15 protein-coding genes and 1 pseudogene are annotated in these 15,655 nt (G+C 71.9%); 8 read left to right on the forward strand and 8 right to left on the reverse strand.

The annotated features are described in order from the left end of the window. Positions 1-98: 98 nt before the first annotated feature. Positions 99-1,448, forward strand: coding sequence for an FAD-binding oxidoreductase (locus LWJ43_RS12345; RefSeq protein ID WP_277332331.1), 1,350 nt, complete (start codon positions 99-101; stop codon positions 1,446-1,448). 87 nt (positions 1,449-1,535) lie between these two features. Continuing rightward, on the forward strand, positions 1,536-2,294 hold the full coding sequence (locus LWJ43_RS12350; protein WP_277332332.1) for a decaprenylphospho-beta-D-erythro-pentofuranosid-2-ulose 2-reductase: 759 nt from the start codon (positions 1,536-1,538) through the stop codon (positions 2,292-2,294). Between the two features lie 161 nt (positions 2,295-2,455). Here LWJ43_RS12350 and LWJ43_RS12355 read toward each other — a convergent pair whose 3' ends face one another. Next, entirely contained in the window at positions 2,456-3,046 is a 591-nt protein-coding gene (locus tag LWJ43_RS12355; RefSeq protein WP_277332333.1) for a 2'-5' RNA ligase family protein, read from the reverse strand. Positions 3,047-3,136: 90 nt separating this feature from the next. Further along, positions 3,137-4,150 (reverse strand): tryptophan--tRNA ligase, encoded by a 1,014-nt coding sequence (gene trpS / locus LWJ43_RS12360; RefSeq protein ID WP_277332334.1) that lies wholly within the window; start codon positions 4,148-4,150, stop codon positions 3,137-3,139. Positions 4,151-4,204: 54 nt separating this feature from the next. Between trpS and LWJ43_RS12365 the strand changes: the two genes are divergently transcribed. From LWJ43_RS12365 to rocD, 4 genes are all read left to right on the forward strand, one after another. Next, positions 4,205-4,897, forward strand: coding sequence for an RNA polymerase sigma factor (locus tag LWJ43_RS12365; protein ID WP_462100879.1), 693 nt, complete (start codon positions 4,205-4,207; stop codon positions 4,895-4,897). 5 nt (positions 4,898-4,902) lie between these two features. Further along, a complete protein-coding gene (locus tag LWJ43_RS12370; RefSeq protein WP_277332335.1) occupies positions 4,903-5,853 on the forward strand; it encodes a hypothetical protein in 951 nt (316 codons plus the stop codon). Between the two features lie 361 nt (positions 5,854-6,214). Then, positions 6,215-6,850 (forward strand): hypothetical protein, encoded by a 636-nt coding sequence (locus LWJ43_RS12375; RefSeq protein WP_277332336.1) that lies wholly within the window; start codon positions 6,215-6,217, stop codon positions 6,848-6,850. 163 nt (positions 6,851-7,013) lie between these two features. Next, positions 7,014-8,219 carry an ornithine--oxo-acid transaminase gene (rocD, locus tag LWJ43_RS12380; RefSeq protein WP_277332337.1) on the forward strand — a complete coding sequence of 402 codons (1,206 nt, stop codon included), beginning with the start codon at positions 7,014-7,016 and terminating at the stop codon, positions 8,217-8,219. Between the two features lie 131 nt (positions 8,220-8,350). On the opposite strand, the gene LWJ43_RS12385 is transcribed toward rocD, so the two are convergent. From LWJ43_RS12385 to LWJ43_RS12395, 3 genes and pseudogenes are all read right to left on the reverse strand, one after another. Then, the gene (locus tag LWJ43_RS12385) at positions 8,351-9,538 is read right to left on the reverse strand and encodes a glutathionylspermidine synthase family protein (protein ID WP_277332338.1); all 1,188 of its coding nucleotides are present in this window, start codon (positions 9,536-9,538) and stop codon (positions 8,351-8,353) included. Between the two features lie 7 nt (positions 9,539-9,545). Continuing rightward, a complete protein-coding gene (locus tag LWJ43_RS12390) occupies positions 9,546-9,821 on the reverse strand; it encodes a hypothetical protein (RefSeq protein ID WP_277332339.1) in 276 nt (91 codons plus the stop codon). A 171-nt stretch (positions 9,822-9,992) separates the two neighbouring features. Then, positions 9,993-10,496, reverse strand: a pseudogene (locus LWJ43_RS12395) (GntR family transcriptional regulator); the annotation flags it as partial. A 47-nt stretch (positions 10,497-10,543) separates the two neighbouring features. Here LWJ43_RS12395 and LWJ43_RS12400 point away from each other — a divergent pair. Together LWJ43_RS12400 and LWJ43_RS12405 are read left to right on the forward strand one after the other, a co-directional pair. Next, on the forward strand, positions 10,544-11,056 hold the full coding sequence (locus LWJ43_RS12400) for a carboxymuconolactone decarboxylase family protein (RefSeq protein ID WP_277332340.1): 513 nt from the start codon (positions 10,544-10,546) through the stop codon (positions 11,054-11,056). Positions 11,057-11,202: 146 nt separating this feature from the next. Further along, positions 11,203-11,940, forward strand: a complete 738-nt coding sequence (locus LWJ43_RS12405) for an isocitrate lyase/PEP mutase family protein (protein WP_277332341.1) — start codon at positions 11,203-11,205, stop codon at positions 11,938-11,940. 192 nt (positions 11,941-12,132) lie between these two features. Here LWJ43_RS12405 and LWJ43_RS12410 read toward each other — a convergent pair whose 3' ends face one another. The 3 genes from LWJ43_RS12410 to LWJ43_RS12420 all read right to left on the reverse strand — a co-directional run bounded on the left by LWJ43_RS12410 (position 12,133) and on the right by LWJ43_RS12420 (position 15,643). Then, on the reverse strand, positions 12,133-13,122 hold the full coding sequence (locus tag LWJ43_RS12410; protein ID WP_277332342.1) for a malate dehydrogenase: 990 nt from the start codon (positions 13,120-13,122) through the stop codon (positions 12,133-12,135). A gap of 178 nt (positions 13,123-13,300) precedes the next feature. Next, positions 13,301-14,383 carry a DUF2690 domain-containing protein gene (locus tag LWJ43_RS12415; protein WP_277332343.1) on the reverse strand — a complete coding sequence of 361 codons (1,083 nt, stop codon included), beginning with the start codon at positions 14,381-14,383 and terminating at the stop codon, positions 13,301-13,303. 489 nt (positions 14,384-14,872) lie between these two features. Beyond that, positions 14,873-15,643 (reverse strand): DUF3017 domain-containing protein, encoded by a 771-nt coding sequence (locus LWJ43_RS12420; RefSeq protein WP_277332344.1) that lies wholly within the window; start codon positions 15,641-15,643, stop codon positions 14,873-14,875. Between the last annotated feature and the right edge of the window lie 12 nt (positions 15,644-15,655).

Genomic DNA, 15,655 nt, shown 5'->3' on the forward strand with positions numbered 1-15,655 from the left:
ACCGGCGTCCGTCGCGACGCGGAACGGCAATCACCCATTTCGGTGAGTGCTGTAACAAATCCCTCAAATGGGTTTTCCCTGGCGATACGGTCACGTCCATGTCTGTCGACACGGTGTCCTTGACCGGCTGGGGCCGCACCTCCCCGACGACCGCGCTGCGGTTTCGTCCTCGTACGTACGAGGAGGCCGCGGTGGTCGTGCGCGGCCGCGGACCGCGTGGAGTCGTCGCCCGGGGGCTGGGACGCTCCCACGGCGACGCCGCGCAGAACGCCGGTGGCTCCGTACTCGACATGACCGCGCTGGACCGGATCCGCGCGGTGGACGCCGTCGCGGGAACGGTGGTCTGCGACGGCGGAGTGAGCCTGCACCGCCTGCTGGAGACGCTGCTCCCGCTCGGCTGGTTCGTCCCGGTCACCCCGGCGACCCGCCATGTCACCGTCGGCGGCGCGATCGGCTCCGACGTCCACGGCACGAACCACCGGACCGCGGGCTCCTTCGCCCGTCATGTGCGCGCCCTGGAACTGCTGACCGCCGACGGCGAGGTGCGGACGGTGCTGCCGGGCACCGATCTGTTCGGCGCGACCCTCGGCGGTCTGGGACTGACCGGTGTCGTCCTCTCGGCCACCCTCGGTCTGCGACCCGTCACCACCTCGCTGATGTCGGTGGACACCGCGCGGGCAGCGGACCTGGAGGGGGCGCTGGCCCTTCTCTCCGCCTGCGGCGACGGCACCCCGTACGCGGCTGCCTGGATCGACCTCCTGGCCCGCGGGAGAGCCACCGGCCGCGCTGTCGTCACCCGCGGGGAGCACGTACCCCTGGACGCGCTCCCGGCTCACGCCCGGCGCACGGCGCTCGCCTTCCGTCCGGGCCTGCTGCCCACCGCAGCCTCGCTCGTTCCCGAAGGTCTGTTGGGCCGGACGCCGACGGCCCTCCTGAACGAGCTCCGCCATCGCTGTGCACCTGCTGTGCGGACCCGGCGACTGCAGAGGATCTCCACCTTCTTCCACCCCTTGGACTCCGCACCGGGTCGGAGCCGTGCCCGAGGCCGGTCCGGCTCCGTGCAGTACCAGTTCACCGTCGGTCACGGGCAGGAGGAGACCCTGCACCGCATCGTCCGGCAGCTCACCGCGCGCCGGTGCCCCGCGTTCCACGCCGTGCTCAAGCGGTTCGGCGAGGGCGGCCCGGGGTGGCTCTCGTTCCCGGCGCCGGGGTGGACGCTCTCCTTCGAACTGCCCGCCGCCCTGCCGGGCCTCGCGCGCCTGCTGGACGGGCTGGACGAGGAGGTGGCGGCGGCGGGCGGCCGGGTCTGCCTGGCGAAGGACGCGCGGCTGAGGCCCGGCCTGCCGGCCGTGATGTACCCGAGGCTGGCGGAGTTCCGGGCCCTGCGCCAGGAGCTGGACCCGGAGGGTGCCTTCCGGTCCGACCTGTCGCGGCGCCTCGTGCTCTGAACCGCTCCGCCCGCCGGGTTCCGCCGGCGCCGTCCCGCCCTGTCCGCTCCGCCGCCACCTCTCCGTCATCCCGCTAGGAGTTATCCCGTGAAGGACGCTTTCGGTGCCCCTCAGTCCCTGCTCGTCCTCGGCGGCACCTCGGAGATCGGTCTGGCCACCGCTCGCCGGCTGATCGCACGCCGCACCCGGACCGTACGCCTGGCCGGACGGCCCTCCCCCGCTCTGGAACGGGCTGCGGCGGAGCTGCGCGAGCTGGGCGCCGACGTCCGTACGGTCGCCTTCGACGCGCTCGACTCCGCCTCCCACGAGGAGGTGCTCGGGAAGCTCTTCACCGAAGGCGACATCGACATGGTGCTGCTGGCCTTCGGCGTGCTGGGCGACCAGGCACGCGACGAGGAGGAGCCGCTCTCCGCGGTGCGGGTGGCGCAGACGAACTACACCGGCGCGGTTTCCGCCGGGCTGGTGTGCGCGGGCGCGCTCCAGGCGCAGGGGCACGGGTCGCTGGTGGTGCTCTCCGCGGTGGCCGGCGAACGCGCACGGCGCGCCGACTTCATCTACGGATCCAGCAAGGCGGGGCTGGACGCCTTCGCCCAAGGGCTCGGTGACGCGCTGCACGGGACAGGCGTGCATGTGATGGTCGTGCGCCCCGGCTTCGTACGGTCACGGATGACGGCGGGGCGTGAGGAGGCGCCGCTCGCCACCACTCCCGGCGCCGTCGCGGACGCGATCGTGACGGGGCTGAGGCGGCGCTCGGAGACGGTGTGGGTGCCCGGGGCGCTGCGGGTGGTGATGTCGGCCCTGCGGCACGTGCCGCGTCCGCTGTTCCGCCGGCTGCCGGTGCGGTAGGGCACCAGGACCCATGTCCGGCCGCGGGGCGGTGGGCCCGCGGCGGCCGGAACGGTCCGGCGCGGTGGGCCCGGCGTGCGGATCGCACACGGTGGGCCCGCCTGCCGATCGCACGGGTGCGGTGGGCCCGCGTCCGCTCTCGCGCGGATCAGGGCGGGGGCTCAGGTGTGAAGGGAAGGCCGGTCCATGGAGCTGCCGCCCTGGGCGGGCACGGCCGGTGCGCTGCCGCCGCCACCGAACGGGAACTCGTTGATCTTGCGCCAGACCCCGTCCGCGCCCTGCTCGTACAACGCGAAGGAACCGCAGGTCCAGGCGGCCTCGTACGAGGAGAGCTCCGCGTACGCGCGGTCCATGGCCTCCTCCGCGATGCCGTGCGCCACGGTCACGTGCGGGTGGTACGGGAACTGCAGCTCGCGCACCAGGGGCCCGGAGGCCTCCCGGATCCGCTTCTGCAGCCAGGAACAGGCCGAGGCGCCCTCGACGACCTGGACGTAGACGACCGGCGACAGCGGCCGGAAGGTGCCCGTGCCGGAGAGCCGCATCGGGAAGGGGCGGCCGGCCGTGGCGATCCGGGAGAGGTGGTTCCCGATCGCCGGCAGGTCGGCCGCCTGGGCCTCCGTCGGCGGAAGGAGGGTGACGTGGGTGGGGATGCCGTACGCGGCAGGGTCCCCGAAGCTCGCGCGCCGCTCCTGGAGCAGGCTGCCGTGCGGCTCCGGGACCGCGATCGAAACGCCAAGCGTTACGGTCCCCACATCGTTCTCCTCAATCTTCCAGAGTTGCTCTTCGGTGGTGCCGACGCCAGTGTGGCCCCTTCGGACGTCGTCTCGCCAGGGTCCTTGGACTCAGTGCTTCGCGGGCAGAAGGCCCATCCGGTCGTAGGTCTGTGCGAGCGTCTCGGCGGCGACGGTCCTGGCCTTCTCGGCTCCCTTGGCCAGCAGGGCGTCCAGGGTCTCCGGGTCGTCCAGATACTCCTGGGTCCGGGTGCGGAACGGAGTGACGAACTCCACCATGACCTCGGCGAGGTCGGTCTTGAGCGCGCCGTAGCCCTTGCCCTCGTACTTCTGCTCCAGATCCGTGACGGCGGTGCCGGTGAGGGTGGAGTAGATGCTCAGCAGGTTGCTGACACCGGGCTTCTTCTCCGCGTCGTAGCGGATCACGGTGTCCGTGTCGGTGACCGCGCTCTTGACCTTCTTGGCGGTGACCTTCGGGTCGTCGAGGAGGTTGATCAGCCCCTTCGGCGTGGACGCCGACTTGCTCATCTTGATCGCCGGGTCCTGCAGGTCGAAGATCTTCGCCGTCTCCTTGAGGATGTACGGCGCCGGGACGGTGAACGTCGGGCCGAAGCGGCCGTTGAACCGCTCGGCGAGGTCCCGGGTGAGCTCGATGTGCTGACGCTGGTCCTCGCCGACCGGGACCTGGTTGGCCTGGTACAGCAGGATGTCGGCGACCTGGAGCACCGGGTAGGTGAAGAGGCCCACGGTCGCCCGGTCCGCACCCTGCTTGGCGGACTTGTCCTTGAACTGCGTCATGCGTGACGCCTCGCCGAAACCGGTGAGGCAGTTCATGATCCAGCCGAGCTGGGCGTGTTCGGGGACATGGCTCTGGACGAAGAGCGTGCACCGCTCCGGGTCGAGCCCGGCCGCCAGCAACTGGGCGGCGGCGAGCCGCGTGTTGGCGCGGAGCTCCTTCGGGTCCTGCGGAACGGTGATCGCGTGCAGGTCCACCACCATGTAGAAGGCGTCGTGGGACTCCTGCAGCGCCACCCACTGGCGGACCGCACCGAGATAGTTGCCGAGGTGGAACGAGCCTGCGGTGGGCTGGATTCCGGAGAGCACGCGGGGTCGATCAGAGGCCATGAACTCATTGTCTCAGGTGTGGAACCGATCTCCGGCAACCGGTGTAGGAAAGATGTGAGGACGCGGGAAGGGGCTCCACAGCCGGGCCTGGAGGAGGGCCGCACCATCGACGACGGGGGTGGGAGCGGTGGTGGCGAGCGTGCCGGCGGGCGGTCCGTCGGCCGTGACGCCGGGGAGGCCCAGGTGATCGCACGTGTGCGTGCCGGGGAGGCGGAGGCATACGCGCTGCTGGTGCGCGCCCATACAGGCGTCGCGCTGCGGGCGGCGGTCGCCTTCGGGGCGGGAGCGGACGCGGAGGACGTGGTGCAGTCCGCCTTCTTCAAGGCGTATCAGGCGCTGGGGCGGTTCCGGGAGGGTGCGCCCTTCAGGCCGTGGCTGCTGCGCATCGTGATGAATGAGACGAGAAACACGGTCCGCTCGGCAGGGCGCGCGCGGGCGGTGGCGGGGCGTGAGGCGTGCCACCGGGGTGCGGAGCCACTGATACCCGAGTCGGCGGACCCCGCCGCGGCTGCCCTCGCCAGGGAACGCCGGGCGGTGCTGACAGCCGCGCTGGATGAGCTGAGCGAGGAGCAGCGTCAGGTCGTCACCTGCCGCTATCTGCTGGAGATGGACGAGGCGGAGACAGCACGGACACTCGGCTGGCCACGGGGGACGGTGAAGTCCCGGCTCAACCGCGCGCTGAGGAAGCTGGAGAGGCGGCTCGGCGGGCAGCTGGGTCCCGATCCGGACGGACCGGGAGCGAGATGAGGGCGATGGGCAGGGCGACGGACGGCGACGAGCCGGAGCTTCCCGCGGTGTCGGAGCTTCCCGGAGTGTCGGAAGACGGGCAGCGGGAGCGTCCCGGGGCGCCGGAAAGCGGACAGGTGCCGGAAAGCGGGCCGCGGGAGCGGCTGCGAGCGGAGTTGCTGGCCCTGCGTGAAGGCCTGGACGTCCCGGAAGCCGCCGGTGCGACGATGGCCGAGAGGGTCCTGGCGCAGATCGTCGCGGAAGGGGTTCCCGTGCCCGTGCGGAGGCCCGCGGGGCGTCTGGAGCGGGCCCGTGCGTGGTGGCGTGGACACATCCGTGCGGGGATCGCCGCCCTCTCGGGTCTGCTCGTCGTGCTGGTGCTCACGCCGCCCGTGCGGGCGGCCGTCGTCGAGTGGTTCGACTTGGGCGGGGTCGAGGTGCGGTGGGTGCCCGGCACACCGGGCGGTGCCCCCGCACAGGGGGCGCGAGGGCCGGGCTGCGGCATCCCGCTGTCCATGGCGGATGCGGTCCGGCGTGCGGGATTCCGGCCGGTGGTGCCGGACGTGCTGGGCGATCCGGACAGCGTGGCGGTGACCGGGCTGCCCGAGGGCCGGTCGATGGTCACGCTGTGCTGGAAGGAGGGTGGGCGGACGATACGGCTCGACGCGTTCGCGGCCGGTCTCGACCCGTACTTCACCAAGCAGGTGCGCGTCCCTCCGGAATGGGTGGAACTGCACCGCGGCGGCACGGATGAGGACCTGGGCGGCCGGGCGGGGGATCCGGGTGGCGCCGCCTGGTTCGCGGAGCCTCATCGCCTGGAGTTCATGATGGTCGGGGAGGACGGCGACCGGTGGATCAGGACCGAACGGACCGCCGGTCCGACCCTCTTGTGGATGCGGGACGCCCGGATGACGTTCCGGCTGGAGGGCGTGGATGACATGGCACGGGCGCGCGAGATCGCCGAATCCACGCTGTGAGCGATCCGGAACGGCGGATGTGCCGTCCGGCCTTCGACCGGTTTCCCTTCGACGGAACCCGAAGCCCTCGGCCGGTGTATCCAGGGCGACGCTGCCCGGAAGGCCGGACAGCGGCCAGGCAGCGGCCGGACAGGGGGACGTCATGCGGGAGCGGCAGCAAGGGGCGGCATGGGAGGCATCGTCGGGGACACGGACCGGCGCGCCGCGGAACGACTGGGGCGAAGAGTCCGGTGGCGCGGGGAGGAAAACACGGGGAGCGCGGCGGGGAGCGAGGTGGGCACGTCGCCTCGGTGTTCTCGCGGCGGCGGCCTGGCTGAGCCTGCTGTCGGCACCCGAGGCGTCGGCGGGCGGGCCGACGAGTGTGCTGATCACCTCTCCTTCGAGCGGCGAGGCAGTCGCGCTCCCCGAGTCCGATGCGCGGTACAGCACGCTGGAGAAGCTGCTCGGGCCGGGCGACGAGGGCGGGCGTGCACAGCCCGCGTCACTGGACGGCTCGACCGGGACGCGTCAGGTCAATGTCACGTGGATGGCGCTCGACCTGCGGCCGGTCAGGAGCGACCGGGTCTTCCCCGGTGAGGACACCGGCACCGTCTGGATCCATACCGCCACGGAGGTGCCCGACACCTACCGGGGACGCTGGCACCGGGCCGCCGAGCCGGAGAAGCTGATCGCCCTCCTGCGGCAGCTCGGTCTGATGGGCGGACCGGACACGGAGCGAGGAAGCCCCGCCCTCTTCCCCGAACCCTGGGAGAGCGCGGGCCTGTTCGGTTCCGGAGAGGGGCGCGCGCCGGCGGGCGCGTCGCCCGCGGTGGGACCGGCCTCCGTGTCGCCGGCCTCGTCAGCGGCACCGGAGGGCTCCGGGTTGTACGCGCGCCTGGATCACTGGTGGTGGGTGATACCGGGTCTGGTGGCCGGCTCGGCGCTCACCTGGGCGGCGCTGCGGCCTGGAGGCGGTGTGCGCGGGCGGTCGCACCGGCAGGAGCTCCTCGACGGCTGAGCGGCAGACGACCCGGGCCAGGAACGCGGCCGCGATGCGGATGCGGGCCTGGCACGGGGCCGGCGGGGCGCGCCGCACGGCGAAGGTTTCCAGGTCCTGAATCCGACCGACGATACAAAGTGGGCACAACCCCCGCCCACGCCGCACGACGAACGGAGATCCCGTGTCGACCACGGAAACCGCCATCGCCTCCGCCGAGGCGCACAGCGCGCACAACTACCACCCGTTGCCGGTCGTCGTCGCCTCGGCGGACGGCGCCTGGATGACCGATGTCGAAGGGCGCCGTTACCTCGACATGCTGGCCGGCTATTCGGCGCTCAACTTCGGGCACGGCAACCGGAGGCTGATCGACGCGGCGAGGACTCAGCTCGAACGCGTGACGCTGACCTCGCGCGCCTTCTACCACGACCGGTTCGCCGATTTCTGTACGCAGCTCGCGGAGCTGTGCGGCATGGAGATGGTCCTCCCCATGAACACCGGGGCGGAGGCCGTGGAGACGGCGGTGAAGACGGCCCGCAAGTGGGGCTACCGCGTCAAGGGCGTTCCCGACGGGATGGCGAAGATCATCGTGGCCGCGGACAACTTCCACGGCAGGACCACCACGATCGTGAGCTTCTCCACGGACCCGGAGGCGCGGGCCGACTTCGGCCCGTACACACCAGGGTTCGAGATCGTGCCGTACGGGGATCTCACCGCACTCGGCGAGGCGATGACGGAGAACACGGTCGCGGTTCTGATGGAGCCGATCCAGGGCGAGGCCGGGGTGCTGGTTCCGCCGCCGGGATATCTGGCGGGGGTGCGGGAGATGACGCGGGAGCGGGACGTCCTGTTCATCGCCGACGAGATCCAGTCGGGTCTGGGCCGCACGGGCCGCACGTTCGCCTGTGAGCACGAGGGGGTCGTGCCCGACATGTACGTGCTGGGGAAGGCCCTGGGCGGTGGCGTCGTGCCCGTCTCGGCCGTCGTGTCCTCCGCCGCGGTGCTCGGCGTCTACAGGCCGGGGGAGCACGGATCCACGTTCGGCGGGAATCCGCTGGCCTGTGCGGTCGCCCTGGAGGTCGTCGCGATGCTGCGCACCGGTGAGTTCCAGCAGCGTGCCACGGAGCTGGGCGACCATCTCCACGCCGAGCTCGGTCTGCTCACCGGCGGCGGCGCGGTCCGGGCCGTGCGGGGCCGGGGCCTGTGGGCGGGCGTCGACGTCTCCCCGGCTCTCGGCACGGGCCGGGAGATCTCGGAGAAGCTGATGGAGCGTGGGGTGCTGGTCAAGGACACCCACGGCTCCACGATCCGGATCGCCCCGCCCCTGGTGATCAGCAAGGAGGATCTGGACTGGGGCCTGGACCAGCTTCGCGGCGTCCTGACCGGCTGAACCCGGTTCGGCGGGCCCCCTGTTCGGCGGACATCTTGCTCCGCAGGGCACCCGGTTCGGCAGGCACCCCGTTCGACCGGGAACCCCGGTTCGACGGGAACCCCGGTTCGACGGGGCCGCCGGCCGGTGGCTCAGAGGATGACGTGGGGCAGGAAGCGGGCGTACTCGTCCGTGACCAGCCCCGCCGATTCCCTGATTCCGAGTCCGGCGGACTCGTTCTCGACCACCCAGGCGCCGAGCACCACACGGTTACCGGCGAAGTCGGGCAGGGGTGCCAGCTCCTGGTAGCAGCAGGGTTCGTCACGCAGCGCCTCGGCGCTGCCCGGTTCGTGGACGGTGACGCCGGCGCCCTCACGGCCGAGCAGCGGCTTGGCGACATAACCGGCGCCGTCGGCCCCGGCCAGTTCACGGGGGCCGTCGAGATAGGCGGGGAGGAGGTTGGGGTGTCCCGGATACAGCTCCCAGAGGATGGCCAGCAGCGCCTTGTTGGAGAGGAGCATCTTCCAGGCGGGCTCGATCCAGCAGGTGCTGCCGGTGCCTCCGCCGTTGTCCAGGGTGTCCAGCACGTGCGGTCCGAAGTGGTCCGTCGTCAGCCATTCCCACGGATACAGCTTGAAGCAGCTCCGGATGAAGCGGAGCCGCTCGTCGACGAAGCGGCCGGACAGCTTGTCCCATCCGATCCGTTCGACGGACAGCGCCTCGGTGTCGATCCCGGCCTGCGCGGCGGTCTCCCGCAGATACGCCACCGTCATCAGGTCCTCGCCGAGCTCGTCGCCGTCGGAGTGGGCGAAGTGCAGGGGGCCCGGCGGCAGCAGCGGGGCCTGGCGCTTCCACGCATCGACGAGACGTTCGTGCAGGGAGTTCCACTGGTCGGCGCCGGGGAAGCGGTCCTCCATCCAGAACCACTGGGGGCTCGCGGCCTCCACCAGTGAGGTGGGGGTGTCCGCGTTGTACTCCAGCATCTTGGCCGGTCCGGTCCCGTCGTACCGGAGGTCGAACCTGCCGTAGAGGGAGGGGAGTTCGGCACGGCGCCGCCACGACTCGGCCACCAGTCGCGCGAGCCGGGTGTCGGTGATGCCGAGATCGGCGAAGCGGTCGTGCTCGACGATGTGCGCGGCTGCGGCCAGACACATCGTGTGGAGCTCCTCCACGACCTCTTCCAGCGCCTCGACCTCGGGCAGCGAGAAGACGTAGTAGGCGCTCTCGTCCCAGTAAGGGCGCAGGGATCCGTCCGGGTAGCGGGTCAGGGGGTAGATCAGGCCCTGTTCCTCGACGGTTTCCTGCCAGCCGGGACGCGGTTCCGTGGTGCGGCGTTCCATGAGGTCGTCAGCCGCCGCTGGAGCCGGAGGAGCCGAAACCGTCGCGTTCGACCGCCGACTTGTTGAAACTTCCGCCGGACATGCGGTTCTTGTAGTTGCTGCCGCCGTAGTAGTACGAACCGCTGCCGCTGCTGTCCTCGCACTCGTAACTGGGCAGGATCTCCTGGGTCACCGGGTCGACGCACCGCCTGTCGGGTTCGGAACCGCACGCGGTGAGCGTTGCCGCCAGTACGCCCATGCCGCCGAGCACGACGGTGCCCGACCTCAGCTTGCGCCTGTCCATGTTCTGTTCTCCCCCGTCGTGACCCAAGAGCCGGTGGCTGCCCACCCGCGAACTGCCAGTCAGATTAGATGCATGACCTCTGCGACTGAAACCCGGTGCCGCCCACTCCCCCGCATCCCCTCACACCCCGTCTACGGGAGCACCCGGCACAGCGCGTCGAGTGCGCCCGCCCAGCCGCTCTCCGACGGTGTGCCGTAGCCGATCACCAGTCCGTCGCGGCCCGGCTCCGTGTCCTGGTGCCGGAAGCGCGACAGCCGCTCCAGCGCGAGCCCCTGCCATAGCCTTGAGCCACTCGGCGCGCGGGAAGGAGGAGAGGTCCGGCGACCCCGGCATCAGATCGTGGGCGGGGCGGCGGCGCACGGTCCGGGTCCTGGCCCCCGGGCCGGCGGCCCCGACGCTGCGGCCCGCCGCGGCCCGCCGGGCGACCCTGGTCCCCGATCCCTGTCGTGCGGTGAGCCAGCCCTCCGCCACGAGCTCGGCGTAGGCGTCGGCGACGGTGTTGCGGGCGATCCCGAGGTCCGCGGCGAGCGTCCTGGAGGAGGGCAACCGGGTGCCGGGGGTCAGCCGCCCGGTGCGTACGGCCTCCCGCAGTGCGTTCATCAGCCCGCTGCGCAGGCCGGCGCCGACCGGTTCGATGTGCAGGTCGGCGCCGAAAGCGGCCCAGGAATCTGTCATGGAAATGGACCATACCGGTGCGCCATCCGACCGTTAGCGTCCTTCCCATGACCACGCACACGCATCACCACGCACCCACCGAGACCGCCCCTCAGCACCCGGCCCGTCTGCAGTGGGCCCAACTCTCCCCGGACGTCTACAAGGCCATGGTCCGGCTGGACGCGGCCTCCCGTAAGGGACTCGACCCGAGGCTCCTCGAACTGGTGAAGATCCGCGCCTCACAGATCAACCACTGCGCGTTCTGCCTCGACATGCACTCGAAGGACGCCCTCGCCGCGGGCGAGTCCGTCGAGCGGATCATCCAGCTCGGCGCCTGGGAGGAGTCGCAGCACTTCTACACGGAGAAGGAGCTGGCGGCGATCCGGCTGACGGAGGCGGTGACCGTCCTGACCGACGGGTTCGTGCCGGACGAGGTCTACGCGAAGGCCGCCGCGCACTTCGAGGAGGCCGAGCTCGCCCAGTTGATCGCCGCCATCACGGTGATCAACGCCTGGAACCGGTTCGGGGTGGCCGCCCGTCTGACTCCGGGCCACTACACGCCCGGCGACACCAAGCAGTGAACCGCCGGCGGCCGGGACACGGGCCACCCGGTCCCGGCCGAGCCGCCGGACACGGGGCACGAGCCGCCGGACACCGGGGCGTCGGACCCCGTGGCCCCGACCCCGGCCCGGCATGACCATCCCGTTCTTTCTGCACCGGCGCCCTGATGAACGAGCCCGTGTCCGTCTTCCGCGCCCTGCACCACGGCCGTCCCCCTGGTGACCCCCTCGTACTGGCCGGCCCGTGGGACGCCGCGAGTGCCCAGGTGTTCGAGGACGCCGGATTCCCGGCCCTGGCCACACCGAGCGCCGGCGTCGCCGCCTCCCTCGGTCACGCCGACGGGCGGACCCCCGCCGCCGAGATGTTCGCGGCGGTCTCCCGGATCGCCCGGGCGGTGTCCGTTCCCGTGTCGGCCGACGTCGAAGCGGGGTACGGCCTGGCCCCGGACGAACTCGTCGAACGTCTCCTGGAAGCCGGCGCGGTCGGCTGCAATCTGGAGGACTCGGCCGACGGCGTTCTCGTCAACGCCCGGCGGCAGGCGGACCGGCTGGCGGAGGTGCGCGCCACTGCGGGGGACCCCCTCTTCGTCAACGCCCGTATCGACACCTACATCCACAGTGATCCGGCAGTCACGGACGTGGTCGCGGAGACGGTCCGCCGGGCCCGCCTCTACGCCGGGGCCGGCGCGGACTGCGTGTACCCGATCATGGCACCGGCCGACGATCTTCCCCGTCTGGCCGCCGCGGTTCCGGTCCCGCTCAACGCCCTCGGCGCTCCCGACGGCCCGGCCGCGACCCGCGGGCTGGGCGAGCTCGGCGCGGCACGTGTCACCTTCGGCCCCCTGCTGCAGCGCGGGGCGGCGGACGCCGTACGCGGCCTCGCCGCCCGGCTGCTCGGTACCTGAGCACGCCTCGGTCACTCCGGACACGGCGACCGCTGAGCACCCGTCGACCACAACGGGCGCAGATGCCGCTGAGCGCACTCGGCCGGTCCGGGCACGGACCGGCCGAGCACGCAGAGGAGGGCGCCCCCGGCAGCAGTCGCTGCCGGGGGCGCCCTCCTACGGCTCCGGATCCGGCCGGTGGCCGGACTCCGGTCAGATCAGGCCGAGCTCGCGGACCGCGTCGCGCTCCTCGGTGAGCTCCTGCACCGACGCGTCGATGCGCGCACGGGAGAACTCGTTGATGTCCAGGCCCTGGACGATCTCGTACTTTCCGTCCTTCGTGGTGACCGGGAACGAGGAGATGATTCCCTCGGGGACGCCGTAGGAGCCGTCCGACGGGATACCCATCGAGGTCCAGTCACCCTCGGCGGTGCCGTTGACCCAGGTGTGCACGTGGTCGATGGCGGCGTTGGCCGCGGAGGCGGCCGAGGACGCGCCACGGGCCTCGATGATCGCGGCGCCGCGCTTGGCCACGGTCGGGATGAAGGTGTCGGCCAGCCACACCTCGTCGTTGACGACCTCTGCGGCGTTCTTACCGGCGATCTCCGCGTGGAAGACGTCCGGGTACTGGGTCGCCGAGTGGTTGCCCCAGATCGTCAGGCGCTTGATGTCGGAGACGGCGGCACCGGTCTTGGCGGCCAGCTGCGAGATCGCGCGGTTGTGGTCCAGACGGGTCATCGCGGTGAAGCGCTCGGCCGGTACGTCCGGGGCGGCGGCCTGTGCGATGAGGGCGTTGGTGTTGGCCGGGTTGCCGACGACGAGGACCTTGATGTCGTCCGCGGCGTTGTCGTTGATGGCCTTGCCCTGCGGCTTGAAGATGCCGCCGTTGGCAGACAGCAGGTCGCCGCGCTCCATGCCCTTCGTGCGCGGGCGGGCGCCGACCAGGAGGGCGACGTTGGCACCGGCGAAGCCGACGTTCGCGTCGTCCGTGATCTCGATGTCGCGCAGCAGCGGGAACGCGCAGTCGTCGAGCTCCATCGCGGTGCCCTCAGCGGCCTTCAGGCCCTGCGGGATCTCGAGGAGTCGCAGGTTGACCGGCACGTCCGGGCCGAGCAGGTGGCCGGAGGCGATGCGGAAGAGCAGCGCGTAGCCGATCTGGCCGGCTGCGCCGGTCACGGTGACATTCACGGGAGTGCGGGTCATGGCGATCTCCGTTAGACAGCTGGCGGTGGGGGTCCCTGCCCCTGGTGCTGGACATCTCTGAATCTTGATGTGAAGAGATATCCAGCCGTCAGGCTATCCGACCCTCGCAGCCCGGGCCGCCCGCCCCCCTGTGGGACCGCACACAGTCGGTCACACACCGCAGCCGCCGCTCGCGTGATCACTCCGCCGTGGTGCAGCCGGTCTCCCCGGAGGCGAGGGTCGCGCACGCCTCGGCGTCGGAGGCCTTTCGGACCGCGATCATCGGGGTGTACGCGTCGGCGTCGGCGTCCACCGTTCCCACCTGCTCCGCAGAGCCGGCGGTGATCTTCACGGTGTCGCCGGGAGACGCCCGGGTGATACGGGCCCATGCCGCCCCGCAGGTCTCGCTGTAGCGGACCTCGACGAGCTCCGCGCCGAGGGTCGTCCGGGCCACCGTGCCGGCGAACTGACCGCCGCAGCCCGTGGTTTCCGGATCCTTTCCGGTGCAGTCGGCACCTCCGCACCTGACGCCGGAGGGCAACCGGGTCGCGCCGGTGACGGGTCCGTCGGACGGTGTCCCGGCCACCGCGCCGGGGCCGTCGTCGTTCCCGCCCAGATCGACGAGCAGCACCGCCCCGGCCATCAGCAGGAGCGCGCCCACGACACCCGCCAGGAACAGCGCCACCCTGCGAGGGCGACCCCGACGGGGCTCACCGGCCGTTCCACTTCCGCTCCTCCCGGGATCCGGTGCCGAGTTCGGCCGCCGCTGCCGCGGGAGCCGCGAAGCCGTTCCCCGGCGGACGGGTACCGCCTGCGGGCGGCCCGGGTCGCGTCCCGCACCTCCGGTCCCCTCGGCCGAGGAGGCTCCCCGAGCGCCACCGGCCGAAGCGCGGCCTGCCGTGCGGCTCGCGCGCCTGTTCGCCACGGGGGCCGCGGCCACACCCGCCTCACCGGGCGCCGCACGCGCCTGGGAGATCCTGATGGTCTGCATGGTCATGTCGTGGCGCATCTCGGAACGGCTCCAGGCCCGTTCCGCCGGCTCCCACATCGCCGTCAGGTGGTGCGGCTGTGTACCCGTCACCTCGGCGAGCGCGACGATCGCCCCCCTGGGCGCGAGCAGCCTGCCGTTGAGATAGCGCTCCCACGCCGTCCTGCTGTAGCCCGTGCGGTCGGCCACCGCAGCCAGGCTCAGGCCGCTGCGGTCCACCAGTCCGCGCAGCCGTTCCGCGAACTCCCGTAACTCCGGATCGAGTTCTTGCGGTAGCGCCTTCCAGCGAGGCATTGCTCACCCCCCAGTCGTCCACCCAGGCGATCCCCACCGGGTGTTCCCGACGCGCCCCGGTACACCGGCACCGGGTCCTCCTCCTGCGACCGGAGTTGGCCCCGCGTTTCGCACTACCCAGAAGGATGCACGAGCTCACGCCGCCGGTTCCGGGTGGAGGGGCGCACTGGGGCATTCGGCAGGAGCGCACTCTCCACCGGGTGGCGTAGCGCCTGTCGAGCGGTCCGGGGGCTCCACCGTTGCCTGACGATCACACCGTGGCGGAATGGTCACTTCCGTGCCACAGGGGCAAGGCATCCCTTGAACCCGCCGCCCCATGTCCATGACTCTTGATCCAGGACAGGGCAGGCCGTTCAAGTCGCCGCATCCCGGTGCTTCTCGCACCGGCGACCTGTCCGGTGTCCGTCCCTTCTCGGGGGAGGGGACGGACACTCCCTCAGGGGAGGGACGCCTTCCGGAGGGAGCGGTCCTCCCGGAGGCGGACGCCTCTCAGCGGATCGTGAAGTGGACCACGTCCTGCAGGATCGGGACCTGCAGCCACGGCTTCGGCTGAGCCATCAGCGCGAGCAGCACGATCAAGGTGCCCATCAAGCCGTACGTGACCAGATCGGTGAACCGGGACCGTACCGCCAGCATGCCGACGGACGGGACCACCCAGCGCAGGACCGCTCCCGCGAGCAGGGCGACGCCCATCAGGATCGTGCCGATCCTGAACGCCTGGGCGAAGGGGTCGGCCCCGACGATCAGCAGTCCGAGCCCTGCGGTGCACAGCACCGTGAGCAGCGGCCACTGCCGGGCGGGCGCGGGCGCGTCCCCCGGTGCCGCCCGGCCGCCGCCCTCGGGGCGCGCGGTGTCACGGGTCAGCGAGAAGCGGCGCGAAGGTGCCCATGTGGAGCCACCGGCCCCCGTCTCCCCGGCGTCCCCGTCCGGGCCGGCTCCTGCGGCGTCCGGTCCGGCGTCACCGCCGGCATCCGCGGCGCCTTCCGAGCCGGCGCCTCCGTCCGGGTCCGCGGTGCCGGGTGCTCCGGCGGGGGCGGGCGTGTCCGCCTCCCCGGCTTCCCCGGACGCGTCGCCCTTCGCTGCCCCGGGCCCTTCACGTTCCTCGGGCCGCGCGGACACCCGGCGCCCCTCGGACGCCTTCACCGCGCCGGGCCCCTCTGCATCCGCGGACACGTCCGCCCGCGCGTCGTCCGCCTGCGTGTCGTCCGCGCGCGCGAGGTCCGCGTGCCTGCCGTCCGCCGGACTCGTACCAGCACCCATGGCGCTCCTCCG

Source organism: Streptomyces sp. JH34 (assembly GCF_029428875.1).
In the GTDB taxonomy this organism is placed as follows: Bacteria; Actinomycetota; Actinomycetes; order Streptomycetales; family Streptomycetaceae; genus Streptomyces.